Origin of the sequence: Streptomyces sp. NPDC087300, from assembly GCF_044744425.1 — a bacterium.
Taxonomy (GTDB): Bacteria; Actinomycetota; Actinomycetes; order Streptomycetales; family Streptomycetaceae; genus Streptomyces.
This window is the reverse complement of the sequence record NZ_JBIUYI010000001.1, coordinates 1,205,486-1,231,278: the sequence shown is the minus strand read 5'-3', so window position 1 is coordinate 1,231,278 and position 25,793 is coordinate 1,205,486. Positions and strand designations below refer to the sequence as shown.

Here is a 25,793-nt window from a genome sequence, read left to right as displayed (position 1 = left end):
AATGAGACGTACCTCATGAGCGACCGGACCACGTCCCGTCCCGCAGCGGCGTCCGGCACCTTCGCCCTCGGCGGAGACCTGACCGTCAACCGACTCGGCTACGGTGCCATGCAGCTCACCGGCCCGGGTGTCTGGGGCGATCCCAAGGACCCGGACGAGGCCGTACGGGTGCTGCGCCGCGCGGTCGAGCTCGGCGTCACCTTCTTCGACACGGCCGACTCCTACGGCCCCTTCGTCAGCGAACAGCTCATCCGCAAGGCCCTGCACCCCTACGCCGACGACGTCGTCATCGCCACCAAGGGCGGGCTTACCCGGCCGGGACCGGACGACTGGCGCCCCCTGGCCCGGCCCGAATACCTGCGCCAGCAGGCCGAGTTGAGCCTGCGTCACCTCGGCGTCGAGCGCATCGACCTCTACCAGCTGCACCGCATCGACGAGAACGTGCCGCTCGCCGAGCAGCTGGGAGAGCTCGCCCAGCTCCAGCAGGAGGGGAAGATACGTCACATCGGTCTCTCCGAAGTGACGGTCCCGCAGCTCAAGGAGGCGCGCGGCCTCGTGGACATCGTCTCCGTGCAGAACCTCTACAACCTCGCCAACCGGAGCTCCGAGGACGTCCTCGACTACGCCGAGGGCGAGAACATCGCCTTCATCCCCTGGTTCCCGCTGGCCACCGGCGAGCTCGCCCGCCCCGGCGGTCCGCTCGACACCGCCGCCAAGCGGCACGACGTCAGCCCCTCACAGCTCGCCCTCGCCTGGCTGCTGCACCGCTCCCCGGTCATGCTGCCCATCCCCGGCACCTCGCGGACGGCCCACCTGGAGCAGAACGTCCAGGCCGCGGAGATCACCCTCACCGCCGAGGAGTTCGAAACACTCGCCGCGGCGGTCTGAGTCCGGGCAACGCACACGCGAGGGCCGCCGCATCGTCTGCGTGGCCCTCGTGTGCGCGGAACGTGCCAGACCCCGCGAGCCCGGCCTGATCCAAACGAAAGACCCTAGCCGCACCTGGCGCGCAGATCGGCGATCGCGTTCTCGAAGTCGTCGAGCGACTCGAAGGCCCGGTACACCGAGGCGAAGCGCATGTAGGCCACCGGGTCCAGCTCGCTGAGCGGCTCCAGGACGGCCAATCCCACCTCGTGCGTGGAGAGTTGGGCGCTGCCGGTGGCCCTTACGTTCTCCTCGACCTGCTGGCCGAGCCGTTCGAGCATGTCCTCGGTGATGGGGCGGCCCTGGCACGCCTTGCGGACACTGCTGACGATCTTCGTGCGGCTGAACGGCTCGGTCACGCCGCTGCGTTTGACCACGAGCAGCGAGTACGTCTCCACCGTGGTGAAGCGGCGCTGACAGTGCGGGCACTGTCTCCGGCGGCGGATCGAGGTCCCGTCATCGGTCGACCGACTGTCGATGACGCGACTGTCGGGGAGCCTGCAGAAGGGGCAGCACACCGTTTGTGTCCTTTCCGATTCCCTCGGGCGGGTGGGAGGTGTCTTCCGGTGTCCGGCCGACTGTGGGTCGATCCTGATCATAACGGAACTGACCAGGCTCTTTATGCCAGATCTACCGCATCCGAGCGGTCAGTTCGGGCCCTCGGCGTCCCGACGGCGGGTCAAGACGACCGAGGGGCCCGCTCTCTGACATCGGTTCACTGCGGCGGAACGACCTTGAAGTACCGGTCCAGGAGCGAGGCGTCGCCCCGTACCTCAAGACCTTCCTTGGGGAGCCGGTGCCAGAGGAACAGCATCAGGTCCGAGGCGTCGGCGGTCAGTTCGACGTGGCAGCAGCCGCTGCCGTGATTGAGCAGGGCTCCTTCGGCGTCCAGCTGGACGACCCAGATGCCGGAGCCGTCCGCCTGCCGGAAGCGGAGGCGCTCGCCCTCGCCGGGCGGCGCGGGCTGCCGACGGCGGCGGGCCGGGGCCATGACCTCGAAGGTGTGCGTGACGGCGTCCATGGCCAGTCGCCTGTCGACCGGCCCCGGGTCGCCGACGGCGTTCTCCGCGTCCCAGCGGTGCACCGCCATCTCGATGGCCGTCATCCGCTGCCAGAATCCGACCGTCTGCTCCCTGTCCCAGGTCCACACCCGCTCGGCCGGGTCCCGCGCGGCGAGCACCTCGGCAAGGCCGGTGGCCCCTTCGCCGAACCACTCGAGAAGACTCGGCGGCAAGGGCCCCCGGTTCGGCGCCTTTTCAGGATCGGGCCAGTCAACTCGCCCGTCTGGCAGCCCGGTTCTGCCCGCGTCCTCCGGCCAGCCGTCCAGTCCGGCATCCACCACCTCGATCACCCGACGGTGCTGGGACCCCAGATGGAACACCAGGTCCGACACCGACCAACCGGGGCACGACGGCACCAGGGCGGTGCCCGCACCCCCGCCCTCCCGCGAAGCCCTGCGGGCCGCGGCCTCGAACGCATCGACATCGCAGCGGAACTGCGCGACATAGTCCATGCTCCACCGTCGGGCCGGAGCCACCGCTCGCGCAACTCCCTCACGATTACCGGGGGAGAACCTTGGCATGCGTGGCGCCCGCGTCCACCTCAGCTCGACCTCGCAGCCTCCAGACCTCGGAAGCGGAGTTCTAGCTGGGGTCGGGGAGGACCTCCGTGGCGTAGCGCTCCATCAGTTCCGTCGGGGGCTCCCCGATGCTGAGTTCCCTGACGGGCGGCGCCACGCCGGGCTCGGCCGGTGTGGCCCCGGCGAGGAGGAGTTCCTCGATGCCGCCGGGGGTGAAGAAGAAGATCATCTTGGCCGAGTGGTAACCGCGGTTGCGGAAGCGGTGGCGCGTGCCGCGCGGGACGAAGAAGAATCCGCCGGCTCCGGCGGTCACCGTCTCGTCGCCGTTGAGGAACTCCAGCTCCCCGGAGATCACGTAGAACGCCTCGTCGTGATCGTTGTGGACGTGCGGTTCGGGCCCGCCCTCGGGCGGCACCGTCGCCTCCAGGAACGTCAGCGTCCCGTTGGTCTCCTGCCCGCCGACCTTGAGGGTGTACGTGTCGGCGAACACCCAGGAGGTCTCGCCCTGCCCCGAGCGCACGTAGACCGCGCTTCTCTTGGTGTACCGGGGGTCCGTCGTATAGGGATCGATCAGGCTCATGACTCTCCTCGTCGCCGAGCAGAAGTATCCTAACGATCGTTAATAAACTATTCCGCGCCCATGACGCCGTGTCAACACGGCCTCGGCGGGGCGTGGGAGGGCTCGCTCCGGGCCCGCGGTCGAGAGAGCCGAGAGAGAAGGCAGGGAAGCTCATGCCAGGTGGTCGACCTCGCGGTTACGATCCCGATGCGGTGTTGCACGCGGCGATGCTGACCTTCTGGGAACGGGGGTACGAGGGCGCCGCCATGTCCGACCTCTCGGCGGCCATGGGGATGAGCGCCCCCAGCATCTACGCGGCGTTCGGGGACAAGGAGGCCCTCTTCCGCAGGGCCGTCGAACGCTATATGGCCGGGCCGGGGGACTACCTGCGGGCCGCCCTCGACCAGCCGACGGCCGAGGGGCTGGCGCGCACCTTCCTGCACTGTGCCGTGGAGGCGGTCGCCGGTGACCGCACCCCGCACGGCTGCCTGGTCGTGCAGAGCGCACTCGCCGTGCACCCTCGCTCGGCCTCCGTGCGGGGATATCTGGCCGGGCTCCGGGAGGACGGGGTGCGCGCCCTGTCCCGCCGGCTCGCATCCTTCTCCGGCGCCGACGGCCCGCCTCCCGGCTGCGATTCCCCGACCCTCGCGCGGCTCCTGGTCACGGTCGCCCAAGGGCTTGCCGTCCAGGCCGCTTCGGGAGTGCCGCGCGAGACCTTGCACGCCATCGCCGACCAGATGATCACGTGCTGGCCGCGCCGGGCGCATTGAGCAACCCCCTACGGTGTGCGCAGCATGCCGCCATCGATGACGTAGTCGACCCCCGTGATCCAGGCGGCTTCGTCCGAGACGAGGAAGGCGACCAGGGCGGCGATGTCCCGCGGCGTACCGGGGCGTCGCATCGGGATGCCGCCCAGGCTCTCGGTGAGCTCGCGCAGCGCGGTGTCGCGGTCGGTTCCGTCGCGGGCCGCGGACCGCGCGAACAGGTCCTCGGCGGCGGACGTGATCGTCACCCCGGGGGAGACGCGGTTGACGCGGATGCCCCGGGAGGCCACCTCGTTGGCCAGGTTCTTGCTGTACGCGGACAGGGCGGCCTTGGCCGAGGAGTAGCCCGCTGCCTCGGCCATGGGTTCGTGGGCCGCCGTCGAGGAGATGTGAATGATCACTCCCGCCCCCAGGGCCAGCATGCCGGGGAGCACGGCGCGGTCCAGGCGGACCGCGCCCAGCAGGTTGGTGTCCAGGTCGCGCTGCCAGTCCTCGTCGTCGGAGTGCAGGACGCTCGCGGCCTTCATGACCGTCCCGCCCGTGTTGTCGACGAGCAGGTCGACCCCGCCCAGGTGCCTCTCCGCTTCCAGGGCGGCCCGTTCGGCGTCGGCGGCGACGGACGCGTCGGCCTGCACGAAGTGGACACCCGGTGGCACGTCGGCCTTGGGGCCGCGCGCGGTCGTGAGTACGGAGGCCTCCTCGGCGACCAGCTTCGCCACGATCGCGGCGCCGATGCCCCGCGTCCCGCCGGTCACGACCGCGCGCTTCCCCAGTAGCCGGCCGGTACCCTCGACGCTCTCCGCCCGTACGGTCGCGCTCACTTGAGGAACTCCGACGCGTGGCGGCCCAGCCAGTCGGGGAACGACTGCAGGTCCGGGTTGAGGGCGCGCACGGTGGGGATGTCACGTGCCGCGGTGAACGCGTCGGCGGCCTTGACGTAGTAGGCGAACATGTTGGCCGTCTCGTCCCCGCCGAACGCGCCGATGGAGCGGAACTCGGCCAGGGACAGCGGCCGGTAGGTGACCTTCTCGCCCAGCGCCGTACTGAAGAGCTCGGCGAGTTCCGTCCCGGTCAGGTGGGCCCCGGCGATGCTCACCGTCCGTCCTGCCATCTCGGGCCCTCGGCGGAACACCGCGAGCGCGGACCTGCCGATGTCGTCGGCGGCCACCGCGGCGAGCTTGGCGTCGGCCATCGGCAGGGTGAGGACGAGCGAGCCGTCGTCGGCCCGGACCGGACCCATGCCCCGGAGGAACGACTCGTAGAAGAACGTGGTGCGCAGGAAGGTCGTCGGGACGCCCTCCGCGGTGAACAGCCGGTCGGCATCGGCCTTGGCGTCGAAGTGGGGGACCGTGTACTTGCCCTCCAGTACGGGCAGTTGGCCCTCGGCGGGTGGGAACACCTCGCGCGTGTCCTCCAGCGTGGACCACACGACGTGCCGGAGCCCGGCCTCCCGTGCCGCGCGGGCGGCGGTGCCGGCCTGCTGGAGTTCCATCTCGGCGGCCGTACGGCGCTTGATGTCCTCCTCCGGACGGGCGGCCCAGAAGTTCGTGACGACGAAGGCACCCCAGGCGCCTTCGAACGCCGTACGCACGGTGGCCTCCGCGTCGAGGTCCGCCTCCACCACCTCCGCGCCGAGCGAGGAAAGATGCCTGGCCGAGGGCGAGTTGGCGTCGCGGGTCAGCGCCCGCACGGCGAACGGACCCTCCGGATCGGCGAGTACGGCCCGCACGAGGCTGCCGCCCTGCGTTCCGGTCGCGCCCACCACGGCGATCGTCTTCTTGCTGTCTAACATCGGGCTCTCCTTCAGGTTGATGCGTCAACCTGAAAGTAGAACCCCCTGGGTTGATACGTCAACACCCGGCTAGAGTGGGACCCGTGTCCGACGAAATCTGGCTGGATGAGACCGAACAGCAGGCCTGGCGGTCCTATCTGCACATGCAGCGCATGCTCACGGTCCGGCTCGCCGCCCGCATGCAGGACTTCGGCCTCTCTGCGGCCGACTACGAGATCCTCGTCAACCTCTCGGAAGCCCCCAACGGCTGCATGAGCCCCGGGGAGTTGACCGAGGAGACCCAGTGGGAGAAGAGCCGCCTCTCGCACCACGTCTCCCGGATGGAACGCCGAGGTCTTGTCCGCCGCGAACCGCCGCGCGCGGGCCGCTATCCGGACGTATGGCTCACGCCCGCGGGCCTGGATGCCGTCCGCAGCGCCGCACCCGCGCACGCCGCCGACGTCCGTGCCCTCGTCCTGGACGTACTGGGCCCCGAGCGCCTCGCCCGCTTCGCCGAGGACTGCCGGTCCATCACCGCCGCACTCGACGAGAACGGCACTCCGCACCGTCCTTGATCCCCGCACGTCGGGCCGGCCGAATACGTCACTTGACGGAATCGGCGGGCGCCGTGCCCGCCTACCTTCCTCCATGGGGCCGCGTCGGCCCGACGCGGCGACGAAGGAGGAGCCATGAGCGCGAGTCCGGAACCGAGGAACGTCGTTCTCGTCCACGGAGGCTTCGCGGACGGATCAGGCTGGCAGGGGGTCTACGACCTGCTCAAGCAGGACGGGTACCACGTCAGCGTCGTCCAGAACCCGACCGTCTCGCTGGCGGGGGACGCCGCCGCGGTGCGTCTCGTCCTCGACGAACAGGACGGCCCCGTCGTGCTGGCGGGGCACTCCTACGGCGGTGCCGTGATCTCCGAGGCGGGCCTCCACCCGAACGTGGCCTCGCTCGTCTACATCGCCGCGTTCGCGCCCGACAAGGGCGAGTCGGTGAACACCCTCATCGCCGACCCGCCGCCCGGTGCGTCCGTCCCGCCCATCCTGCCGCCCAGGGACGGCTATCTGTTCCTGGACCGTGCGAAGTTCGCGGCCGCCTTCGCGGCTGATCTGCCCGCCGAGCAGGCCGCGTTCATGGCCGACTCCCAGGTTCCGTGGGGAGTCGAGGCCCTCTCGGGTGCCGTGGCGGAGCCCGCCTGGCGGGTGAAGCCGAGCTGGTATCTCGTGGCGAGCGACGACCACATGATTCCGCCGCCGGCCCAGCGCGCCATGTCGGAACGGGCGGGCTCCCACGTCGTCGAGGTCGCGGCCAGCCATGCCGTCTACCTCTCGCGACCGGCCGAGGTGGCCGCCCTGATCCGACAGGCCGCCGGTCGCTGACCCGGGACGGACCGTAGGACGACCCATGAGCCGGGACGGGCCGGGGCCGCAGCGGGTGGAACCCCGCGACAGCGCGTCCCGGCCACGCGCCCGCGCCTCGATCCGGCGGAGTCCACCGCCGTGACCGACGCCTGTCACAGGCCCGTGGCCTATTTCCTGATCCGGCCCGCCACCAGTGGAATCCGCCGTTCAGCGCGCGGGCTCCTGCTCACCCTGGGCCGCGATCAGCACGCTTCCCGCGATGCCTCTCACGCACCACCCGCACGCCTGAACGCAATCAGTTTCGACTCAATTGGCCTCATGGGCGGCGAAGCGGATATGAAACAATCTCGCTGGACGGATCTTCACGAACGGTACTTGAACCAAAAACGGTACGTGAACTGAAGCCGACGTCCATTACATGAAGACCAATTGAAGACCAACGTGAAGACCATTGGTGACGCCCTGGGATCGAGCCCCAAGGAGCACGAGTTGCCCGTTTCAAGACGCCTGATATCGCCCGATGGGCACATCTGGGAGACGGGCGAAATCGTGGCCCGGGTACGCGCCACCGCCGAACTTCTTGCCAGCCGTGGAGTCGAATCAGGTTCGCGGGTGATGGTCAGCGGAGCCAACTCCCCTTATTGGCCCGTTGATTTGCTCGCGCTCATTCATCTCGACGCCTCGGTGGTCCTGACCGACCATCGAGCCACCCCGTCACAGCGCTCGCGCATCCGCGGTCGAGCGCGCGTGGCACTGGAAATCAGCGAGGACACGGGCCGCACCGCGGTGCCACCGTCCGCGTCGGGCGGAGCGGCCGAACCGGACGTCGAGCGCTGGGCGCGCCGCCGGGACGCCGCGATCTCCTGGTCCTCGGGCACGACCGGCAGCCCCAAGGGCATCGTCCGCTCCGGACGCTCGATCCTGGACAACCTCGCCCTCAGCGCCGACCGCATGGGGTACCGGCCCGACGACGTCTTCCTGCCCGTCCTGCCGTACTCCCACCAGTACGGCCTGTCGCTGGTCCTCTCCTGGTGGCTGGGCGGGGGCACGCTCGTGGTCTACGGGCCGGCCACCCGCCTGGACCGGGCGCTCGCGCTCGGCGTGGACCACGGCCTCTCCGTCGTCGACGGCGCCCCGTCGACGTACTACAGCCTGCTCACCCTGCTCGACCGGCGCCCCGCTCTCGCGGACGCGCTGAGGACGGTGCGCCTGTGGTGCGTCGGCGGCGCACCGCTGGGGCGCAACCTCGCAGCCCGGTTCCACGCCGCCACCGGACGGCACCTGCTGGACGGCTACGGAGCGACCGAACTGGGAAACGTCGCGCTCGCCTCCGCCGGCGATCCGGTCGGCTGCGGCACACCGCTGCCCGGCGTGGTCGTCGAGGTCCGCGACGACCACGGCGGACCCGTGCCCAACGGCCGGATCGGCGAACTCGTCGTACGCAGTGCCGGCCTGATGACCGGTCAGCTGGGCGAGGACGGGGAGATCGTCCCCGTTCCCGGACCCGTGCACCGCACCGGCGACATCGGCCTGCTCGACGACGCGGGACGGGTCTTCCCGGTCGGCCGCAAGCGCGCCGTGCACCGCGACGGCCACACGCTCTACCCCGACCACCTGGCGGAGCGGGCCGAGTCGGCCGGTGCGCGGACCGAGGTCGTCGCCGTCCCCGACGAACGCCTGGGCTCCCGCCTGGTGTTCGTGATCACGGACCCGGACGACCACGAACCCGCGCACTGGAAAAGGCTGTTGCGCCCCGTGCTCGCCCGCTACGAACAGCCCGACCACATCGTCGTGCTCCCCGCGTTGCCGCTCACCAACACGGGCAAGCCCGACCTGGCCGTTCTGGAGAAGGTCGCCATGAATTCGCTGCCCGCCTCGCACCACACGGCCGCCGACGCGCTCGCGTCCGGCTCGACCGTCGGTGCGACCGACTACCGCATCCCCTTCGCCGACCGCCTCGACGCGCTGCGTGCGGTGCGCCGGTACGTGGCCGCCCAGGAGGACGCGGTGCTGAGCATCCTCACCGAGATCTCCCCTCACGACACCGCCCGCGCGGAGATCCGTTCGTTCCTCGCCGCCCTCGACGGGGCCGAGGAGGAAATGCTCCGGGTCAGGCCCGGCTGCGTGCCGCGCGCCGCGATATTCACGCCTTCCAACATCCCGCTCTATTCGTACGCGCTCTACATGCTCGTGGCGTCCCTTTACACCGACCGCATCACCTTCCGTCCGTCCTCTCAGATCAAGAGCCAGATGGAACGCCTGCACGCCCTGCTGGCGCCGGTGCACGAATTGCCCATCGATCTCTTCGAACTCAGTCAGCGCAAGTTCGTCACGGGGCCGGTGCGCGACGCGGACCTCATCGTCTTCACCGGGAAATACTCCAATGCCGAGACCGTCAGAGAAGGGCTCGCGGAGGACCAGCTGTTCCTCTTCTTCGGACGGGGCGTCAACCCCTTCGTGATCGCGCCCGACGCCGATCTGGCACGCGCCGTCCACGACGTGGTGAACATCCGGCTCTACAACTCGGGCCAGGACTGTTTCGGACCCGACGTCGTGTTCGCACCGCAGGGCCGCACCGAGGAATTCGTCGACCTGCTCACCGCCGAACTGACGTCGCTGCGCTTCGGGCCGAACAGCGACCCCGACGTCGACTACGGCCCGATCTTCTACGACTCGGCGCTGGTGGACTGCTCGGACTACCTGGTGCGGCACGTGCGTCACATCCGGCACGGCGGACGCATCGATCTGCTGTCCCGCAGGGTCGAGCCGACCGTGCTGCTGTGGGCCTTCGACGACAAGATCCCCCTGGAGGAGATGTTCGCCCCGGTGTTCAACGTCGTGGCCTACCGCAGCGCGCGGCGGCTGCGGGAACGGCTGTCGAGCACCTTCTTCACCGAACGCGCACTGGGGGCGATGGTCTACGGAAGCGATCCGGAGACGGTGAAGATCCTCTCCAAACGTCACCAGACCTGTGTCAACCACACCCTGCTCGACGCCGAGGACGGCAACCGCCCGTTCGGCGGATTCGGCATGCGGGCGAACTACCTCGCGTACGGCGGCGAGCGGCACGCCGAACCACTGCTGATGTCCCAGGCCGTGGCCCGGAATCTCCCGACGGCCGTCCCCCTCGCGGTGCGTGCGAAGTGACCCAGGCGATCAAACGCTACGCCGGGGCATGGTCCGCGATCGTCGACGTGCTGGTCGCGCACGAGGTGGACACCTGCTTCGGGCTGCCGGGCGACGACCTGGAGCTGCTCCGGGCCCTCGACGACGCGGGGCTCGACCTCGTGCCCTGCCGGGACCAGCGCAACGCGATGTACATGGCGACCGGCTACGCGCTGCAGTCGGGGCGGCTCGCCGTATGCGCCCTGGGCAAGGGACCCGCCGTCACGCACGCGGCCACGGGACTGCTCGAAGCGCGGGAATCCGGTGCGCCGGTCCTCGTGCTCGCCGCCGGAGCACCCGAACGGCGCCGGGGCAGCGGTGGGTTCCAGGAACTCGACCAGGTCGCGGTGACGGCGCCCCTGGTGCGGTGGGCGCATCGGGTCGGGCACCCCGACCGGGTCGTCCCCGCCACCGTGACGGCGCTGACCCGGGCCATGGGGCCGCCGTCGGGACCCGTGTACCTGGAGATCCCCGACGACGTCCGTACGACGGAGATCCCCGTCACCGGAGCGTGGCCAACACTGCCCGAGACACTGGTCGTTGAGTCCGCTCCCGTGGTCCAGGGACCGGCCTTGGCGGCGATCCGTGCGAGTCGGCGTCCGGTCGTGCTGGTGGGCGGCGGGATGCGGCACCGCAACGACGGCGGCGTGGTCGAGCAGTTCGCCGAACGCGTCGGGGCGGCGCTCTTCACCACGGCGTCAGGGCGCGGTGCCGTCGACGAGCACCACCCGCTGTTCTGCGGCGTGGCCGGCCTCTACGCCTCGGCTCCCGCGCGCCAACTGTGGTCCGACTGCGACCTGGTGGTGTCGCTCGCCGGACGCCTGGAGGAGACCGTCACCGACGGCGGAACGCCCTGGCCGGCGGTCGACGTGGTGCAGGTCAACGTCGACCCCGGCGGCCTGTCGGCGGAGTTCCCGGGCCCGCGCGTCGTCGGAGACGCCCGGCACGCCGTGCTCGGCTGGTCCCGGGCGCTGGACGACGGAGGCGGAGCCGGACCCGCGACGGGCGGGCGGTGGGCGGACGAGATCGCCGGGGCGCGCGAGGCCATGTCACGCGGCGCGGCAGCGGAGTTGGCCCGCGCGGCCACACTGCCGGAGATCCGCGTCGCCGAGCTGCTCGCCGCGCTCGACGCCACCGCCATCGGGCCCCGCGTCCTGGTCCAGGAGAACGGATTGCAGGACATGTGGTCCTACGGCTTCCCCTTCCGGGTCGGCGGCGGCTCCGTCGTACCGTCGGAGCAGACCCCCCTGGGCTTCGGCGCGGCCGCGGCCATCGGGGTCAAGCGGGCCGCGCCCGACCACGAGGTCACCGCGTTCATCGGGGACGGAGCGTTCCTCGCGGCCCGTGCGGACATCGCCGTCACCGCTCCCGCCCACGGCGGCGTGCTGTACGTGGTGCTGTGCAACGGCGGCTACGGCTGGCTCGACGCCCAGCGCGCCCGCCTCGGCCTCGACGCCGAGCGCCACCCCTTCACCCGCCCCGACGAGGCGCCACCCGTGCTGGCCGCGCGGGGCGTCCACTGCCGGGTGCTGCGCGACAAGACCGCGCTGACCGACGAGGTCCGCGCCGCGCGACGGTTCTGCGCACAGGGCGGCACCTCCGTACTCATGGTGCCGGTCGCCCCCGACGACATCCTGCCGTCCCTGCGCGACGCCGAGGTGGTTCCCCAGTGACGGACGTGACCGGGCGGGACGGCGCGCGGCGGGTGATGGTCACCGGGTACGGGGCGGTGACGCCCCTGGGCCACGGCGTCGACGAGACGTGGAAGGCGATGCTGGCGGGGCGCAGCGGCATCGACACCGTGGCGGCGATGGACGTGACCGATCTCGGCGTACGGATCGGCGGCCAGGTCCGCGGGTTCGACCCCGGCCGCTACATGCCCCCGACGGTCAGCCGTCGCGCCGACCCGTACGCGCAGTACGCCCTCGCCGCCGCGCTGGAGGCCTGCGAGCACGCCGGACTCGCCGTCGACGACCACGTGGCGCCACGCGTCGCCGTCATCATCGGCAGCGGCTACGGCCCGGTCGGGTCGATCTACCGCGCCGCGAACATCCTGCGTGACAAGGGACCGAGGGGCATCAGCCCGTACACCCAGGTCACCACCGCCATGGACAGCGCCGCAGGCGAGATCAGCATGCGCCTGGGCACCCAGGGCCCCAGCCGTGCCCAGAGCACGGCGTGCGCCAGTGGTGCCGACGCGGTGGGCGCGGGGATGCGCATGATCGGCCACGGCGAGGCCGACGCCGTCCTGGTCGGCGGCGCCGACGCCTGCGTCACCACCGTCGACCTCGCGGGCAGCGGCAACGCCCGTGCGCTGTCCAAACGCAACGACGACCCGAGTGCGGCGTGCCGGCCGTTCGACGCGCACCGCGACGGCTTCGTGATGAGCGAGGGCGCCGCCGTGCTGGTGCTGGAATCCGCCGAGACGGCCGACCGGCGCGGGGCGACGCCCCTGGCCGAACTCGTGGGCTACGGGGCGAGTTCGGACGCCCACCACTGGACCGCCCCGCATCCCGAGGGCCGGGGCGCCTGCCTCGCCGTCGAGGCGGCGCTGCGCGACGCGGGCATCACGGGAGAGGACGTGGACCACGTCAACGCGCACGGCACGGGAACGGTACTCAACGACGCCACCGAGACGGCCGTCCTGCGCAAGGTGCTGGGGGAGCGCGTCACCCGGATCCCGGTCAGCTCCACCAAGTCGATGACCGGGCACATGATCGGTGCCGCGGGGGCGGTCGAGCTCGTGGCCTCCATCCAGGCGCTCCGCACGGGTGACGTCCCGCCGACCCTCAACTGCGACGAACCGATCGACCCGGACATCAACTTCGTGGCGCACCGGGCGCAGCACCACGAGGGCCTGCGGATCGCTCTCAGCAACTCGTTCGGCTTCGGCGGCCACAACGCCGTTCTCGTGGTGCGCTCGGTATGAGCACCCGGCCCGTGCACCACCTTCGGGAACCGGCACCGAGCCGCGCCACCGTCCTGCGCGGCGGACCGCTGAGCTGGGTCCAGGAGTGGCACTGGTTCGAACGCACCATCCCCGCGCCGCGGCGGGTGAACCCGACACCGCTCGCCGACCACTGCCACGTACCGCCCCCGGCGACCGTCGCCGACGTCCACGCGGCGCTCGCGCTCCTCACCGCCCGCCACGAGGCGCTGCGCACCACCGTCGACCCGCTCCGCCCGGTACAGCACGTGCACCGCCCCGACTGGGCCCCGCTGCCGGTCGACCGCGTCGACGTGCCCGTCGCCGACGCCGACACCCTGGAGACCGAGACGGCGGCGCTGGCGGCCCGGCCGATCGATCCCGAGCGGCGGCCGCCGTGGCTCGCCAGAGTGCTTCTTGAGAAGGGCGAGCCGCGCGCGGTCCTGCTGGCCGTCCACCACGTGGTGATCGACGGCTGGGGCCTCGCGGTCCTGCTCGACCAACTCCACGCTCAACTGCGCGGCGCCGACGTACGGTTGGCGACGGCCATGCACCCGCTCGACGCGGTCGACACCCAGCACCTCGCACGCGCCCGCGCGGCGGAGCGCGCGTGGCTCGCGCGATTCGAGAGCAACCCGACCGGTGTGCTGGCCCCGTTCGGCGGGATCGCGGACGGCGGCGGGCGCCACCGTCTCCAGCACCGCTCGGTGGGCGCGTACGAGGATCTCGACCGCGTGGCCCGTCGCTTCCGGGCCAGTCCGGAGACGGTCGTGCTCGCGGCACTGGCCCATGACGTCGCCTCCCGCACCGGCGAACACCGCTTCCTCGCGTCGGTGGTGGTCTCCAACCGGGCCAGGGCCGCGCTGCGGAACAGCATCGGCGTCCGGGCCCTGACCGTCCCGGTACAGATCGACCTGCGTCCCGGCGCGCCGTTCGGCGAGGTGGTCGCCTCGGTCGTCGACGCCTCCGCCGCCGCCTACCGGCACGGTCAGTGGCGCCCCGCCGAACTGGTCGCCGCCCAGGCCCGCATGGACCGGCGGCGCGGCATCGTGACCGTACCCACCATCGAGTACAACTGCTACGCGTGGCCGCGCGAGTACCTGGTGCCGGTCCGGGACGCGCCGCCCGCGGGGTCCGCCACCTGGCTGGCCAGCGCGCCCGACGACCCCTGCGAGACGCTCTACGTCGACTTCAGCCGCGACCAGGGGTTCGTCAGCATCGACGTCACCGTCGGGGACCACCTGCTGGACGCCGCGCAGGCCCTGGCGTTGCCCACCCGTCTGTGCGCTCTGCTGCGCGCACTCGCCGACGGGGCGCGGTGCCCGATTCCGGCGGCCGCGCTCGCCCCGGCCGCGCCCGGCTGGTGGCGCGCCCCGCAGGGATGGGCCGACCTGGCCGCGGTCGAGGACGTGGTGCGCGGCCACCCCGGCGTGCTGGAGGCGACGGTGACACCGAGCGGGGAGGGCGACGAGGCGCACCTCGTCGTACGCGCCGAAGTCGCCGCCGACGTCGGCCCCGACGACCTGCACCGGCACGTCCTCGACCACATCGGCGAGGTCCCCGGCGTGCTGGCCCCGGCCCGTTACGTCCTGTCCTCGGCCGGCACCGCGTCCGGCGGCCTCCGCGGGCAGTTCCGCGCCGCTCCCGGCGCCTCGGACATCCCACGGGTCCCGGTGCGCCCGCCCGCGACGGACGCCGAATGGGCCCTCGCCGAGGCAGTGGCCGCAGTTGTCCCCGGCGGAGCACAGCCCCACCCCGCCGACGTGGACATGAACCGCTGCCTCGCCGACCACGGCGTCACCCTGGTCGCTGTCCCCTCGCTCCTGACGCTGCTCCAGGAATCGGGCTTCGCCGGGATCGCGCCGGACGAACTGGCCGGAACGGCCTCGCTCGGCCACCTCGCCGCGGCCCTCGCACCCCTACCGCCCCGCGCCCCTTGTGGAGGAGACACCTCACCATGACCGCGTCCCACACCCGCGCACCGGCGGACCGCCTGGCCCCGTGGGCCTTCGGCGCCTTCGTCGAGGCGAACACCCATGAGACGGCGTACCGCCCTCCGGTGGTCGACGGCCCCGTCGGACCGACCATCGTCCGCAACGGCCGCGAGCTGGTGAACTTCGCCAGCATCAGCTTCCTCGACCTGGAGCGCCACGTCCCGGTCCGGCGGCACTTCGCCGAGGGGGCGCTCGCCCACGGCCTGAGCACCGCCGGATCCCGGATGACCCAGGGGATCTGCCGTCCGCACCAGGTCCTCGAGGAGACGATCGCCCACCACACCGGCAAGGAACAGGCCATCACCTTCGCCACCGGGCTCCTCGCCAACATCGGGTTCGTGCACGCCATGAGCAGCTCCGCGCGCTTCGACGCCGGGATCGAGGTGCGCAACCACGACACCGTCTTCGTCGTCGACCGTGACGTCCACTGGAGCATCTGGAAGGGCGTCGAAGGGCTCGGCTACGGCCGCGGTGTCCACGCGTTCCGGCACAACGACGTCGCCGACCTGGCACGCATCCTGGACCGGATCAGGCCGGGCAAGACCGTGGTGATCGCCGAGAGCGTCTACTCGGCCGACGGCACCATGGGGCCGATCGTGGAGATCCTCGACGAGTGCGACCGGCACGGCGCCGTCAGCATGATCGACGACGCCAACGGCTTCATGGTGTACGGGCCCGGGAACCGGCCCTACGCCCGGGAGGCGGAAGCGATCAGGGAGCGGGCCGACTTCGTCATGGTGTCGCTGTCGAAGGCGATCGGCCTGGAAGGCGGCGCGATCGCCGGACCCGCAGAGGCCATCGACGCCTTCGAACTGCTCTCCGGCACCTCGATGTTCACCGCCGCCGTCCAGCCACCCACCGCCTACGCCGCCAAGCGCACGATCGACGCCCTCGCGAGCGATCCGGCGATCGTCGACGACTACCTGGCACACGCCGCACGGTTCCGCCGGCAGATCCACGAGGCGGGAACGCCGACGACGCCGACCGATTCCTACATGCTCTCGGTGCCGATCGGGAACGACGCCGCCGCCCTGCAGATGCGCGAGTGGTTCGTCGAGGACGGCTACCTCGTCCCCGTCTTCTCCTACCCGGCCGTCTCGCGCAACCAGGCGCTCCTGCGCCTGTTCCCGCACGCGGGCCACACCGAGGAGCAGATGGACGGCTTCCTGCGCATCCTGCGCACCTACCGACGGCGCCTCGGGCTCTGACGTCCCCGCCGAGGCCGCCGCACCGCCCCCCATCCCGAGAAGGGAAGTCCCTGGTGGACAACACCGAAATCCTCAACGCCGTCGCCGGCATCGTCGAAGAGGTCGCAGGCATCGCCTCCGCCGAGGTGCGCACCGAAAGGTCCTTCACCGACGACCTCGACATCGACTCCCTGGCGATGGTGGAGATCACCGTGATGTTCGAGGACAGGTTCGCCGTGAAGATCCCCGACGACCGGGTCGCGGAGCTGAGAACGGTCGGCGACGCGGTGACCTACATCGCCGACCACCGGTGAGCGTGCTCGACCGCTTCCGCATCGACGGCCGCGTCGCCGTCGTCACCGGCGCGTCCTCCGGCCTCGGCGTCGCCTTCGCCACGGCCCTGGCGGAGGCCGGTGCCGACGTCGTGCTCGGGGCGCGGCGCGCCGAACGGCTGGAGGCCACGCGTGCGGCCGTCGAGAAGCTCGGCCGCCGGGCCGTCGCCGTCCGCACCGACATCGCCAGTCCGGAGCAGTGCCGCGCCCTGGTCGCCGCGGCCGTGCAGGAGTTCGGGCGCGTGGACATCCTCGTCAACAACGCGGGGATCAGCAGCGAACTGCCCGCCGACGACGAGACACCGGAGCAGTTCCGCGAGGTCATCGACATCAACCTCAACGGCTCCTACTGGATGGCCCAGGCCGCGGGCGCCGTGATGCGGCCCGGCAGCGCCATCGTCAACGTGTCGAGCATCCTCGCGCTGGTCACGGGCGGTGTGCCGCAGGCCGCGTACACGGCGTCGAAGGCCGGGATCCTCGGGCTCACCCGCGACCTCGCCCAGCAGTGGACCCCCGGCAAGGGCATCCGCGTGAACGCCCTGGCGCCCGGCCTCTTCGACTCCGCGATGACCGACGGCTACACCGAGGGGTACGTCGAGGCGATGCTGCCGCGCGTGCTCGCGGGCCGGGTCGGCCGGCCCGAGGAACTCGCCGCCGCGCTGCTCTTCCTCGTGTCCGACGCGGCGTCGTACGTCACCGGCACCACGCTGACGGTGGACGGGGGCACGCACATCGCATGACGACGAAGCCGGTCGGCCAACCGCTGCCCCGCGCACCGCTCGGCGATCCCCACCTGCGCCGCCTGGTCGTGGGCGAGGGCCTCGCGGGCGTGGTCGACGCGCTGTTCCTGGTCTGGCTCACGCTCTTCGTGCTCGACCTGTCGGAACCGGGCATCTCCACGGGACTCGTCCTCGTGGCCGTCGCCCTGCCGCGCGCGGTGCTGCTGCTCCCCGCGGGGGTCCTGGTCGACCGCCTCGGTCCCGCACGCGTCGCGGCCACCGCGTCCTGGCTCCGGGTCGCCGTCCTGCTCGCCCTCGGCGCCCTGGTCACGCTCACCTCGCCCTCGGTGACGACGGTCGCGCTGCTCGCCACCCTGCTCGGCGCCGCCGACGCCGCGTACTTCCCCGCGGCGCTCGCCCTGATCCCCGCCGTCGTGCCGACCGAGAAGCTCACCCGGGTCAACGGTCTCGTGCAGGGCGCCGAGTCGGGAGGCGATCTGGTCGGCCCCGCGGTGGCCGCCGGAGCCATCGCCGTCATCGGCTTCGACGCGACGCTCGGGGTGATCACGGCGACGGCCGCGCTGGCCGCCGCCACCCTCAGCACGCTCATCCGCGTGCTCCGGCGGGGCGGGACCGAGGGCGAGGGCGCCGGTCAGGACCCCGACGACGGCGAGTCGGTCAGCAGCGCGCGCGCCCTCGCCGCGGGCCTGCGGTACGCCTGGCGGGAACCCCTGGTACGGGGCATGCTCGGGGCCGTCGCACTGATCAACATCACGGTGGTGGGCCCGGTGCTCGTGGGCGGCGCGGTCCTCGCCGACCAGCGCCTCGGCGGCGCGGGAGCCCTGGGCATCGTGCTCTCCGGATTCGGCGCGGGCTCCCTGGCCGGCTCGCTCGTCGCCGGGTGGCGGCCGCCCGCCCGGCGCGGCTGGACCGTGGTCGGCGGGGTCGCGGCGATCGGCGCGGGCATGGCAGGACTCGCCGCCGTCACCCACGTCGTCGCCGCGACGGCGGTCGTCGCGCTCATCGGCATCGGATCCGCGTTCCTCGGAGTGGTCATCGTGGCCACGCTCCAGGAGCGCGTGCCCGCAGGCCTGCTCGGCCGTGTACTGAGCCTCGTCGTCCTGGCCACGGTGGCGTTCGACCCGTTCTCCTACGTGATCGCGGGAGCGCTGCTTCCGTACGGCACGACGACGTTGTTCCTGGTCTGTGGCGGTGCGGTCCTGGCCTGCGCGGGGGTGGTCGCGGCGAGCGCGGAGATGCGGTCGCTGCGCTGACCGGGCCGAGGGCGTGTCGGCGGCGGACGGGCCGGTCTCCGACGCTGGGATGAGATACAGATTTTTCTGAGTTCGGCGGTCCGCGCATGTCGAGAATGCCGCGACGGCTCCGTCCCAGGGATGTCAGCGGCCACCACCGGCCGCATACGGAAGAAGGAGAGAGCGTCATGGCGGTTCAGCGGATGGACAATGTGGGCATCGTCGTCGAGGACCTGGACGCGGCCATCGCGTTCTTCGTGGAGCTCGGTCTGGAGCTGGAGGGCAGGACCGAGGTCAAGGGCCTCGTCGCCGACCAGTGCACCGGACTCGACGGCGTCCACTGCGACATCGCGATGGTCCGGACCCCGGACGGTCACAGCAGGCTCGAACTGGCGAAGTACCGCAGCCCCGCGGCGACGCGTCCCGAGCGGCGCGATCAGCCGCACAACATCCTGGGCACGCACCGCGTCATGTTCGCCGTCGACGACATCAAGGACACCCTCGCCCGCCTGCGCCCGCACGGCGCCGAACTCGTCGGCGAGCTGGCGCGGTTCGAGGACAGCTATCTGCTCTGCTACGTCCGTGGTCCGGAGGGCGTCATCGTCGGACTGGCCGAGCAACTGAGCTGAGAGACGGGGCCGCCGAGCGGTGTAGGTGTCCGGGGCGAGGGCGGCGTAACCCCGGTCGAACAGGTCGGCCTCCTCCGCGAGATCCTTGAAGCGCGCGGACGGGCCGGTCTTCGTCCACTTCTCGTCCGTGAGTTCGCCGGAGTGCCCGAAGCAGGCGCCGACGGACAGGATGACCGGCACCTACTTGCCTCGGGGCAGATCCTCGGGCAGCAGGACGTCGGCGTGCAGCTCGGTGCCGGAGTCGTCCTAGGACGGGAAGTAGTGCTGGGTCCACGCCGCGCCCTTGGGGACGCGGCCGTTGCCACTGTGCGTCACCGCTCTCTCTCGCTGTCCCAGATCGGCGGGACGGGCGATGCGGACGACCATCCGGCCGAGGCGTTGCGCGCCCTCGACGCCGAACTGGCCACCACCATCGAACGGTTGCAGCGGGCCAGGATGGAACTCGGCCTCATACTCCGGCAGTCGGCGCCGACCGACCTGCCGCCGCAGTTCGCCACCGCCGGGGCCGACACTCCGATGTCCGACGCGGACCGCTCGGTCGTCACCGTGATGGGCAGCGTGCTCGGCCTCAAGGGCATGGCCGCCTGGACCGACCTGATGAACGACCCGCTCATCGACCCCGCCGGCGAGGCCTTCGACCAACTGCCCGCCGACGCCCCGCGCGGCGAGGATTCCGCGAAGAAGACGGTCGGCAGCGCACTCCGGGAGATCTGCAACGACGCCCAGATGGATGTGCTGCGCCGCCTTGCCGTCCTGCTGGCCGCCGCGCCGAAAGCGGCATCCGAGGGGCGCTCGCCGCGTGAGCGGCCAGGAGTCGGCTGACCCGTACGGTTCACGCGTCGGTCAGGTCCAGGAAGCTCCACCTGGCGTCCGGCCGGGCGCCGCTCAGCCACTTGCCGCAGTTCTGGAGCACCACCGGGCTCGACGTGATGTGCTGCGTGCCCGTGCCGAGATCGCGCAGGAACCGGTCGACCGGGCCCCGGCGGATCGCCGCCGAGCCCGCCCAGTGGTGCACGGTCTGGCCCACCTCGTACGCGGTCGTGGTCGTGTGGTTCAGGACGAGACGGATCAGCGTCTCCTGCTCGGTGCTCGGCAACTCACCCTCGTCCAGGGTCTGTTCGACGTCCTGCCAGACGTCGTCCACCCAGGCCCTGGCCGCCCGGAGCCTGGCCTCCGCCGTCGCGTACTCGGCGTGGAAGTGGGAGGTGTCGACCGCGGCGCCCCGCGAACCGGTGCGTGCCGCCGCGACCCGCTTCAACTCGTCCAGGAGCCGCCGGCCGACGCCGAGTGCCCAGCCCGTGTGCCCGATCGCCGTCATGGCGACCAGGCCGAGGCGGTAGAGGGCGCCGCCGTTGACCGGGGTGTGGGTGGTCGCGTCGTAGGTGTACTCGTACGGTACGTGGACGTCGGTGCAGTGGTAGTCGATGCTGTGGGTCGCGCGCAGGCCGAGCACGTCCCAGTTGCCGTCCAGGGTCACCTGCGACTTCGGCATCGCGAGGATCCGCAGCTCGTCGGTGCCCTCGACCAGGATCGCGCTGTGGATGTGGGTGGCGTGCGCCATCCCGGAGGCGAACTGCCACTCCCCGCTGACCCGGTAGCCGCCCGCCACGGAGACCGCCCGGCCGGGGCGTGCGCCGTGCCCGGAGAGCAGCGCGTACTTCCCGTTCGGCGTGTCGGGGAACAGCTCGGCCGCCGCGTCCGCGGCGAGGTACGCCGCGGTGGTCCCCGTCATCACCTGGAGCGCGAACATGGTCCACCCGGCCGAGGCGTCGTGGTAGCTCGCCCGCTCCACCGTCTCGATCAGCTGCCGCGGTGCGAACTCGTATCCACCGAGGCTCAGGGGGAGTTCGGCCCGTACGATCCCGGTGTCCAGGAGGGCCCGTGCGGTGTCCTCCGGCAACCGGCCCAACTCATCGGCGGCGTCGGCCCGTTCGTCGAGCATCCCGCCGAGCGCGTCGATCCGCTCCAGCACTCCCGCCAGTTCCGTACCGACATGCAGCTGACCCTTGCCCGTCATGGAATCCCTCTCCTCATGGTCCGTTCCTCAGCCGCGTGGGGCGAGCCACTGCTGGAGTTCGACGAGGTTCCCCGCCGGATCCATGACGTGGGCGACGCGCATGCGGTCCGTCATGGGAGACGGGCCACGGACGAGTTCGGCTCCTCGCGCGGAGATCTCCTTGCAGTAGCCGTCGATGTCATCGACGCGCAGGACCACGAGGGAGCGGAAACCCCGCGGCTCCACGGCGAGTTCGCGCAGCACCTGAGCCATCTGGGCGCGGTCCTGCAACGCGATGCCCCCGGTGCCGCCGTCGGGCGTGAACTTCGCATACGGGCCCTCCTCCGCGGCGAACTGCGGCTCCAGGCCCAGCACGTCCCGGTAGAAGCGGTAACAACTGGCGAAGTCCGTGACGAGGAGCCGGACTTGGGTGAGTTCCATGGGTGTTCCCTTCGGGAGGCGGCGGCGTGATCGACCGGCCCCGACCGGACGGGTGCAAGGCCTGAGCACAGTGTGCCGGGCGCCGATACGCCCAGGCTCCGCCCAGGACCCGCCCCGGGTTCGGGAAAGCGAACCCCGTTTTCCGGGGGAGCGCTCCATGGCGGCTCTGAGCTGCGGTTTCGTAGCGTTTACGGCATGAGCGATGTGCTGGAGCTGGAGCGGGTCAGCCGGTCCTACGGCCGCGGCGGGGGAGACGGCGGGGACGGCGGAGAGGGCGGGTACGGAGCCGTCGCCGCGGCAGGGGGACAGGCCCGATGAGCGTCCGACGACCCACCGGTCTGGCCACCGCGGCCGTCCGCTCGCGCCCGTCCGCGCTGGCAGGGACCTTCGCGGCCCTCGTGCTCACCGCCACCATGGTCACCGCGGGCGTCTCGATGGCCGTCTCGGCGTCGGCCGTGCCGCCGGGCGCCGGTCCCGCCGTCCGCGCACAGCTCGCCGACCTCACCGACATGGGCATCGGCTTCTGCGTGATGTCGGTGTACCTGTCCATCTTCGTGATCAGCCAGGTGATGGCGCTCGCGGTGGCCCAACGCAAGCGGGAGAGCGCGCTGTTGCGCGCGATCGGCGCCGAGCCCCGGCAGATCCGCCGGATGGTCGCCGTCGAGGCACTCGGCACCGCGCTCGCCGCGCTGCCCTTCGGCTACGGACTCGGAGCGCTGCTCGGCCACTTCTGGCTGGACGGCCTGACCGCGCACGGCATGGCCCCGGCCGGTGTGTCCTTCCACGTCGGGTAGCCCCCGCTCCTTGCAGCGGGCGGGACCATGGTGGTCTGTTCGCAGCTCGCCGGTCTGGTCGCGGGCTGGCGGGCGTCCCGTACCCGCCCTTCGGCGGCGCTCGCCGAGTCCGCCGTCCAGGGCGGCGAACACGTGGGCATGCTGCGCGGTGTGGCGTCGCTGGTCGCCCTGGCCGCCGGGGTCGTGCTGACCGTGGTCGCGGTCGAGGGGCCCGTCGAGAACGCGTCCCAGACGATCCCGCTGGTGCTGCTCTGCCACCTGGCCGCCATCGGCCTCGCCGGGCCGTGGATCGGGCGGTGCGTGAGCGCCCTGTGCGCTCCCTTGTTGCGGGCCTCCGGCGGGGCGCCCGGCGAGCTGGCGGTGGCGGGGACCCGCGCGAGGGCGCGCAGGCTGTCCGCCGCGATCACCCCGGTCGCGCTGGTCACGGCCTTCGCGGTGGCCGAGCTGACCACGGCCACCGGATCAGGGACCGACTCCGCGGCGGACCGGTGGGGCGAGGTCTTCCTCACGCTGGTGGTCGTCAGCTTCGGCGGTCTCGTCGCCGCCAACACCCTGGTGATGCTGGCCCTGGAGCGGCTGCGTGAGTTCTCGTTGCTGCGCGTGGTCGGCGCCCGGCGGTGGCAGATCGTCCAGACGGTCGCGACCGAAGGCGCGATCATCACGCTCGCCGGGGTCGGCACGGGAGCGGCCGCGGGCTGCGCGGTGATGCTGCCGCTCGGCGCCCGCACCGGCACGCCGCTGAGCGGGCTGCCGGGGTGGGCCTGGCTCGCCGTCGCGCTGTTCGGCGCGGCACTGGTCGCGGTCTCCTCGGGCGCGCCGCTGCTGCGCATGCTGCGGGTGCGGCCGATGGACGGCCTGACGCGCCACGCGCATTGACGTCACGCGATCGCCCTCATGGGAGAGGACGGTCGGTGATGATGGGAACCGCTCCGAAGCGGCGTGCCACGCCGAGAGAGATGACCATGAACCCCCCACTCCACCGGCATCGTCCCGACCACCCACAGCCCACCTCGGGTCGGCCGTGGCGCTGGACGCGTGGCGTACTCCGCGCGGCCTTCGGCACACCCGGCGAGTTCGTGTACGGGCTACTCGCGCCGCTCCCCGGCTTCCTCTGCGGACTCGTGCTCCTCACGATGCTCGCCACGGGTCTCGTCGGGTCGGTCGTCCTGGTGGGCCTCGTGCTGATCATCGCCGTGCCGGTCGTGGCGCGTGGCGCCGGGGCCGTGCACCGCGCACTCCTGAGCGGGCTGCTCGGCGAGCGGATCAAGCCGCCGCCCCGGCGGGAGCGGCCGCCCGGCGGCCTCCGCACCCGGGCCCGCGCCGCGCTGACCGACGCCGACGGCTGGCGCTGCGCCGCGTTCACCCTGGCCTTCCTGCCGGTCGGGGCGCTCCTGGTCCTGGTGTCCGCGACGATCCGCCTGTACGCGCTCTTCGCGGTGACCTATCCCCTCTGGTGGCGGTTCGTCAGCTCGGACGACGGTCACCGCGGTTTCGGGCTCGGGTTCGGAGGCGTACAGCTCGACAACTGGCCCGCCGCGCTGCTGACCTGCCTGGCGGGGCTCCTGCCGATGGCGCTCGCCACCTGGTGCACCCGGGGCCTGCTCGATCTGGCCGTCCGGCCGATGGCCCGCGCACTGCTCGGGCGCGGTCGTCTGGACGCCCGCGTGCACGTCCTGGAGGACACCCGCGCGCTCGCCGTGCAGGACTCCGCCGCCACCCTCCGCCGGATCGAACGCGACCTGCACGACGGCGCCCAGGCCCGGATGGTCGCGGTGGCGATGACGCTCGCCCGCGCGCACGAGAAGCTGGCCCGCCTCCCCGGTGACCAGGCCGACCTCACCGTGGGGCGAGAGCTGGTGGGCACCGCCCTCGCCGAGTCCAGGACCGCGATCGGCGAACTGCGGGACCTCGTCCGCGGCATCCACCCGCCGGCCCTCAACGACGGTCTCGACGTGGCCCTGGAAACCCTCGCCGCCCGAGCCGGCCTTCCCGCCACGGCGGTGACCGACCTGCCCGTGCGGCCGCCGGAGGCGATCGAGTCCATCGCCTACTTCTGCGCGGCCGAACTGCTCGCCAACGCCACCCGGCACTCCGGCGCCACCGCCGTCCGGATCGGAGCACACATCGAACAGGCGCCCACCGGAGGCGCACTGAGGCTGACCGTCCGGGACGACGGCCACGGCGGCGCGCAGCCGCGTCCGCACGGCGTGACACGGGGCGTCGGCGGAACCGGGCTCGCCGGCTCGCAGTACGTCGAGACGCGCTACGCCGACCGGCTCGTGGCCGGTGGCCTCGCCGGACTCGGCTATCTGCTCAAGGAACGCGTCGTGGACATGGACGAGTTCCTCGACGCGCTGTGCCGTGTCGCGGACGGCGGTACGGCGCTCGACCCGGAAGTGGTCACCCAGCTCCTCGCCGCGCGCCGCACCGCCGAGGCGCTCGCGCCGCTCACCGGCCGGGAGCGCGAGGTGCTGTCCGCGATGGCCGAAGGCCGCACCGATACGGCCATCGCGGACGCGTCCGGCATCTCACGACGGGCGGTGGAGAAGCACGCCGCGGCGATCTTCGACAAGCTCGGCCTGCCCCAGACCGAGTCCCAGCACCGCCGTGTCCTCGCGGTCCTGCACTACCTCGACCGGCTCGACTGAGCAGGCCTGCCCGGCCCCGAGGTCACAGCAACCGGTCGACCAGCCCGTCGACGTACTCCGGAGTGAGCGGGCCGATGCCGAACAGGACCCGGATGTACATCGGGGCCAGGATGTGGTCCAGCACGCCGAGCGCGTCGGGTGCGTCCTCCCCGCGTGCGCGGGCGCGGTCGAGCATGGACTGGAGCTGGCGGGTGCGTTCGTCGCGCAGCTGGTCACGGGCCCGTACGGCGTGCTCGCTGTCGCTCGACAGGGCGACGGCCAGGCGTACCAGCGCGAGCCCCGCGGGGCCGGTGATCTCGCGCGCCACGTTGGCCGCGTAGGTGCGCAGGTCGCCGTCGATGGTCCCGGTGTCGGGCATCGGTGACTGCGCGTTGAGGTGGTTGAGCATCACGTCGCTGAGCAGCGCCTCCAGGTTGCCCCACCGGCGGTAGATGCTGCTGTCGGCCACGCCCGCGCGGGCCGCGACCTCGCCGACGGTGAACTTCCCGTAACCGCGCTCGACGATCAGGTCGGTGACGGCCCGGTGCACCTCCGCGGCGACGCGGGCACTGCGTCCGCCGGGCCGCCGGGCCCGCTGTTGCTCGTTCATGCTCCCTACCTTAACGCAGGAGCCACTTGCGTTTGTGGGATGTCCTCTCTACAGTCTCCTAACGCAGTCACCGACTGCGTTAAAGCGCTCGGGTGTATTCGGCACCTGCCGTATTCGGCAGCCGCGTCGACCGTGGCCGGGCGCATCGGACGAGGGAGA

General features: G+C 71.9%; 27 protein-coding genes and 1 pseudogene. 19 read left to right on the top strand and 9 right to left on the bottom strand.

Translation table 11 applies throughout. The features are described 5' to 3' along the window. The first annotated feature begins 15 nt into the window (after positions 1-15). The gene (locus ACIO9J_RS04985) at positions 16-888 is read left to right on the top strand and encodes an aldo/keto reductase (protein WP_401992590.1); all 873 of its coding nucleotides are present in this window, start codon (positions 16-18) and stop codon (positions 886-888) included. Between the two features lie 104 nt (positions 889-992). Here the strand turns inward: ACIO9J_RS04985 and nrdR are convergent, their stop codons facing one another. From nrdR to ACIO9J_RS04970, 3 genes are all read right to left on the bottom strand, one after another. After that, the gene (gene nrdR / locus ACIO9J_RS04980; RefSeq protein WP_401992587.1) at positions 993-1,442 is read right to left on the bottom strand and encodes a transcriptional regulator NrdR; all 450 of its coding nucleotides are present in this window, start codon (positions 1,440-1,442) and stop codon (positions 993-995) included. 197 nt (positions 1,443-1,639) lie between these two features. Next, positions 1,640-2,437, bottom strand: coding sequence for a maleylpyruvate isomerase family mycothiol-dependent enzyme (locus ACIO9J_RS04975; RefSeq protein ID WP_401992584.1), 798 nt, complete (start codon positions 2,435-2,437; stop codon positions 1,640-1,642). A 130-nt stretch (positions 2,438-2,567) separates the two neighbouring features. Beyond that, positions 2,568-3,083, bottom strand: a complete 516-nt coding sequence (locus tag ACIO9J_RS04970) for a cupin domain-containing protein (protein WP_401992581.1) — start codon at positions 3,081-3,083, stop codon at positions 2,568-2,570. A gap of 191 nt (positions 3,084-3,274) precedes the next feature. Here ACIO9J_RS04970 and ACIO9J_RS04965 point away from each other — a divergent pair, with 191 nt between their 5' ends. After that, the gene (locus ACIO9J_RS04965; RefSeq protein ID WP_401992578.1) at positions 3,275-3,832 is read left to right on the top strand and encodes a TetR/AcrR family transcriptional regulator; all 558 of its coding nucleotides are present in this window, start codon (positions 3,275-3,277) and stop codon (positions 3,830-3,832) included. A gap of 8 nt (positions 3,833-3,840) precedes the next feature. On the opposite strand, the gene ACIO9J_RS04960 is transcribed toward ACIO9J_RS04965, so the two are convergent. Further along, positions 3,841-4,647: an oxidoreductase gene (locus ACIO9J_RS04960; protein ID WP_401992575.1), complete on the bottom strand. Its 807-nt coding sequence runs from the start codon at positions 4,645-4,647 to the stop codon at positions 3,841-3,843. Then, entirely contained in the window at positions 4,644-5,618 is a 975-nt protein-coding gene (locus tag ACIO9J_RS04955; protein ID WP_401992573.1) for an NmrA/HSCARG family protein, read from the bottom strand. The genes ACIO9J_RS04960 and ACIO9J_RS04955 overlap by 4 nt, the downstream gene beginning before the upstream one ends. 83 nt (positions 5,619-5,701) lie before the next feature. Between ACIO9J_RS04955 and ACIO9J_RS04950 the strand changes: the two genes are divergently transcribed. From ACIO9J_RS04950 to ACIO9J_RS04895, 12 genes are all read left to right on the top strand, one after another. Next, positions 5,702-6,172 carry a MarR family winged helix-turn-helix transcriptional regulator gene (locus ACIO9J_RS04950; RefSeq protein ID WP_401992570.1) on the top strand — a complete coding sequence of 157 codons (471 nt, stop codon included), beginning with the start codon at positions 5,702-5,704 and terminating at the stop codon, positions 6,170-6,172. A gap of 114 nt (positions 6,173-6,286) precedes the next feature. Continuing rightward, positions 6,287-6,979 (top strand): alpha/beta fold hydrolase, encoded by a 693-nt coding sequence (locus ACIO9J_RS04945; protein ID WP_401992567.1) that lies wholly within the window; start codon positions 6,287-6,289, stop codon positions 6,977-6,979. 120 nt (positions 6,980-7,099) lie between these two features. After that, positions 7,100-7,363, top strand: coding sequence for a hypothetical protein (locus tag ACIO9J_RS04940; protein ID WP_401992564.1), 264 nt, complete (start codon positions 7,100-7,102; stop codon positions 7,361-7,363). A gap of 39 nt (positions 7,364-7,402) precedes the next feature. Beyond that, positions 7,403-10,108, top strand: a complete 2,706-nt coding sequence (locus tag ACIO9J_RS04935; protein ID WP_401993076.1) for an aldehyde dehydrogenase family protein — start codon at positions 7,403-7,405, stop codon at positions 10,106-10,108. Further along, entirely contained in the window at positions 10,105-11,799 is a 1,695-nt protein-coding gene (locus ACIO9J_RS04930) for a thiamine pyrophosphate-binding protein (protein ID WP_401992561.1), read from the top strand. Before ACIO9J_RS04935 ends, ACIO9J_RS04930 begins: the two co-directional genes overlap by 4 nt. After that, on the top strand, positions 11,796-13,055 hold the full coding sequence (gene fabF / locus ACIO9J_RS04925; protein WP_401992558.1) for a beta-ketoacyl-ACP synthase II: 1,260 nt from the start codon (positions 11,796-11,798) through the stop codon (positions 13,053-13,055). Before ACIO9J_RS04930 ends, fabF begins: the two co-directional genes overlap by 4 nt. Then, positions 13,052-15,013 carry a condensation domain-containing protein gene (locus tag ACIO9J_RS04920; protein ID WP_401992555.1) on the top strand — a complete coding sequence of 654 codons (1,962 nt, stop codon included), beginning with the start codon at positions 13,052-13,054 and terminating at the stop codon, positions 15,011-15,013. The genes fabF and ACIO9J_RS04920 overlap by 4 nt, the downstream gene beginning before the upstream one ends. After that, positions 15,010-16,254, top strand: coding sequence for an aminotransferase class I/II-fold pyridoxal phosphate-dependent enzyme (locus ACIO9J_RS04915; RefSeq protein WP_401992552.1), 1,245 nt, complete (start codon positions 15,010-15,012; stop codon positions 16,252-16,254). Before ACIO9J_RS04920 ends, ACIO9J_RS04915 begins: the two co-directional genes overlap by 4 nt. Positions 16,255-16,304: 50 nt before the next feature. Next, on the top strand, positions 16,305-16,547 hold the full coding sequence (locus ACIO9J_RS04910; protein WP_401993073.1) for an acyl carrier protein: 243 nt from the start codon (positions 16,305-16,307) through the stop codon (positions 16,545-16,547). Beyond that, the gene (locus ACIO9J_RS04905) at positions 16,544-17,305 is read left to right on the top strand and encodes an SDR family NAD(P)-dependent oxidoreductase (protein ID WP_401992549.1); all 762 of its coding nucleotides are present in this window, start codon (positions 16,544-16,546) and stop codon (positions 17,303-17,305) included. The genes ACIO9J_RS04910 and ACIO9J_RS04905 overlap by 4 nt, the downstream gene beginning before the upstream one ends. Then, the gene (locus ACIO9J_RS04900; RefSeq protein ID WP_401992546.1) at positions 17,302-18,558 is read left to right on the top strand and encodes an MFS transporter; all 1,257 of its coding nucleotides are present in this window, start codon (positions 17,302-17,304) and stop codon (positions 18,556-18,558) included. The genes ACIO9J_RS04905 and ACIO9J_RS04900 overlap by 4 nt, the downstream gene beginning before the upstream one ends. Before the next feature lie 167 nt (positions 18,559-18,725). Further along, positions 18,726-19,166, top strand: a complete 441-nt coding sequence (locus tag ACIO9J_RS04895; RefSeq protein WP_401992543.1) for a VOC family protein — start codon at positions 18,726-18,728, stop codon at positions 19,164-19,166. 27 nt (positions 19,167-19,193) lie between these two features. Here the strand turns inward: ACIO9J_RS04895 and ACIO9J_RS04890 are convergent. Next, positions 19,194-19,532, bottom strand: a pseudogene (locus ACIO9J_RS04890) (hypothetical protein); the annotation flags it as partial. Between ACIO9J_RS04890 and ACIO9J_RS04885 the strand changes: the two are divergent. Then, positions 19,473-19,988 carry a hypothetical protein gene (locus ACIO9J_RS04885; protein ID WP_401992540.1) on the top strand — a complete coding sequence of 172 codons (516 nt, stop codon included), beginning with the start codon at positions 19,473-19,475 and terminating at the stop codon, positions 19,986-19,988. The pseudogene ACIO9J_RS04890 and the gene ACIO9J_RS04885 overlap by 60 nt on opposite strands. Positions 19,989-19,998: 10 nt before the next feature. On the opposite strand, the gene ACIO9J_RS04880 is transcribed toward ACIO9J_RS04885, so the two are convergent. After that, positions 19,999-21,183, bottom strand: a complete 1,185-nt coding sequence (locus tag ACIO9J_RS04880) for an acyl-CoA dehydrogenase family protein (RefSeq protein WP_401992537.1) — start codon at positions 21,181-21,183, stop codon at positions 19,999-20,001. A 27-nt stretch (positions 21,184-21,210) separates the two neighbouring features. After that, entirely contained in the window at positions 21,211-21,603 is a 393-nt protein-coding gene (locus ACIO9J_RS04875; RefSeq protein ID WP_401992534.1) for a VOC family protein, read from the bottom strand. Positions 21,604-21,798: 195 nt separating this feature from the next. Between ACIO9J_RS04875 and ACIO9J_RS04870 the strand changes: the two genes are divergently transcribed. The 4 genes from ACIO9J_RS04870 to ACIO9J_RS04855 all read left to right on the top strand — a co-directional run bounded on the left by ACIO9J_RS04870 (position 21,799) and on the right by ACIO9J_RS04855 (position 25,045). Beyond that, positions 21,799-21,921 carry a hypothetical protein gene (locus ACIO9J_RS04870; RefSeq protein ID WP_401992531.1) on the top strand — a complete coding sequence of 41 codons (123 nt, stop codon included), beginning with the start codon at positions 21,799-21,801 and terminating at the stop codon, positions 21,919-21,921. Further along, positions 21,918-22,397, top strand: a complete 480-nt coding sequence (locus ACIO9J_RS04865; protein WP_401992528.1) for an FtsX-like permease family protein — start codon at positions 21,918-21,920, stop codon at positions 22,395-22,397. Before ACIO9J_RS04870 ends, ACIO9J_RS04865 begins: the two co-directional genes overlap by 4 nt. Before the next feature lie 27 nt (positions 22,398-22,424). Then, positions 22,425-23,273, top strand: coding sequence for an FtsX-like permease family protein (locus ACIO9J_RS04860; RefSeq protein WP_401992526.1), 849 nt, complete (start codon positions 22,425-22,427; stop codon positions 23,271-23,273). Positions 23,274-23,359: 86 nt separating this feature from the next. Further along, positions 23,360-25,045: a sensor domain-containing protein gene (locus ACIO9J_RS04855; protein ID WP_401992523.1), complete on the top strand. Its 1,686-nt coding sequence runs from the start codon at positions 23,360-23,362 to the stop codon at positions 25,043-25,045. 22 nt (positions 25,046-25,067) lie between these two features. Here ACIO9J_RS04855 and ACIO9J_RS04850 read toward each other — a convergent pair whose 3' ends face one another. After that, the gene (locus tag ACIO9J_RS04850) at positions 25,068-25,634 is read right to left on the bottom strand and encodes a TetR/AcrR family transcriptional regulator (RefSeq protein ID WP_401992520.1); all 567 of its coding nucleotides are present in this window, start codon (positions 25,632-25,634) and stop codon (positions 25,068-25,070) included. Positions 25,635-25,793: the final 159 nt, after the last annotated feature.

What these genes read in the sequence shown, in the direction of transcription:
- ACIO9J_RS04985 (WP_401992590.1), top strand. Translation starts at nt 16, where the DNA reads ATGAGCGACCGGACCACGTCCCGTCCCGCAGCGGCGTCCGGCACCTTC.
- ACIO9J_RS04975 (WP_401992584.1), bottom strand. Translation starts at nt 2,437, where the DNA reads ATGGACTATGTCGCGCAGTTCCGCTGCGATGTCGATGCGTTCGAGGCC.
- ACIO9J_RS04970 (WP_401992581.1), bottom strand. Translation starts at nt 3,083, where the DNA reads ATGAGCCTGATCGATCCCTATACGACGGACCCCCGGTACACCAAGAGA.
- ACIO9J_RS04955 (WP_401992573.1), bottom strand. Translation starts at nt 5,618, where the DNA reads ATGTTAGACAGCAAGAAGACGATCGCCGTGGTGGGCGCGACCGGAACG.
- ACIO9J_RS04945 (WP_401992567.1), top strand. Translation starts at nt 6,287, where the DNA reads ATGAGCGCGAGTCCGGAACCGAGGAACGTCGTTCTCGTCCACGGAGGC.
- ACIO9J_RS04920 (WP_401992555.1), top strand. Translation starts at nt 13,052, where the DNA reads ATGAGCACCCGGCCCGTGCACCACCTTCGGGAACCGGCACCGAGCCGC.
- ACIO9J_RS04915 (WP_401992552.1), top strand. Translation starts at nt 15,010, where the DNA reads ATGACCGCGTCCCACACCCGCGCACCGGCGGACCGCCTGGCCCCGTGG.
- ACIO9J_RS04900 (WP_401992546.1), top strand. Translation starts at nt 17,302, where the DNA reads ATGACGACGAAGCCGGTCGGCCAACCGCTGCCCCGCGCACCGCTCGGC.
- ACIO9J_RS04895 (WP_401992543.1), top strand. Translation starts at nt 18,726, where the DNA reads ATGGCGGTTCAGCGGATGGACAATGTGGGCATCGTCGTCGAGGACCTG.
- ACIO9J_RS04880 (WP_401992537.1), bottom strand. Translation starts at nt 21,183, where the DNA reads ATGACGGGCAAGGGTCAGCTGCATGTCGGTACGGAACTGGCGGGAGTG.
- ACIO9J_RS04875 (WP_401992534.1), bottom strand. Translation starts at nt 21,603, where the DNA reads ATGGAACTCACCCAAGTCCGGCTCCTCGTCACGGACTTCGCCAGTTGT.
- ACIO9J_RS04870 (WP_401992531.1), top strand. Translation starts at nt 21,799, where the DNA reads ATGAGCGATGTGCTGGAGCTGGAGCGGGTCAGCCGGTCCTACGGCCGC.
- ACIO9J_RS04865 (WP_401992528.1), top strand. Translation starts at nt 21,918, where the DNA reads ATGAGCGTCCGACGACCCACCGGTCTGGCCACCGCGGCCGTCCGCTCG.
- ACIO9J_RS04860 (WP_401992526.1), top strand. Translation starts at nt 22,425, where the DNA reads ATGGTGGTCTGTTCGCAGCTCGCCGGTCTGGTCGCGGGCTGGCGGGCG.
- ACIO9J_RS04855 (WP_401992523.1), top strand. Translation starts at nt 23,360, where the DNA reads ATGAACCCCCCACTCCACCGGCATCGTCCCGACCACCCACAGCCCACC.
- ACIO9J_RS04850 (WP_401992520.1), bottom strand. Translation starts at nt 25,634, where the DNA reads ATGAACGAGCAACAGCGGGCCCGGCGGCCCGGCGGACGCAGTGCCCGC.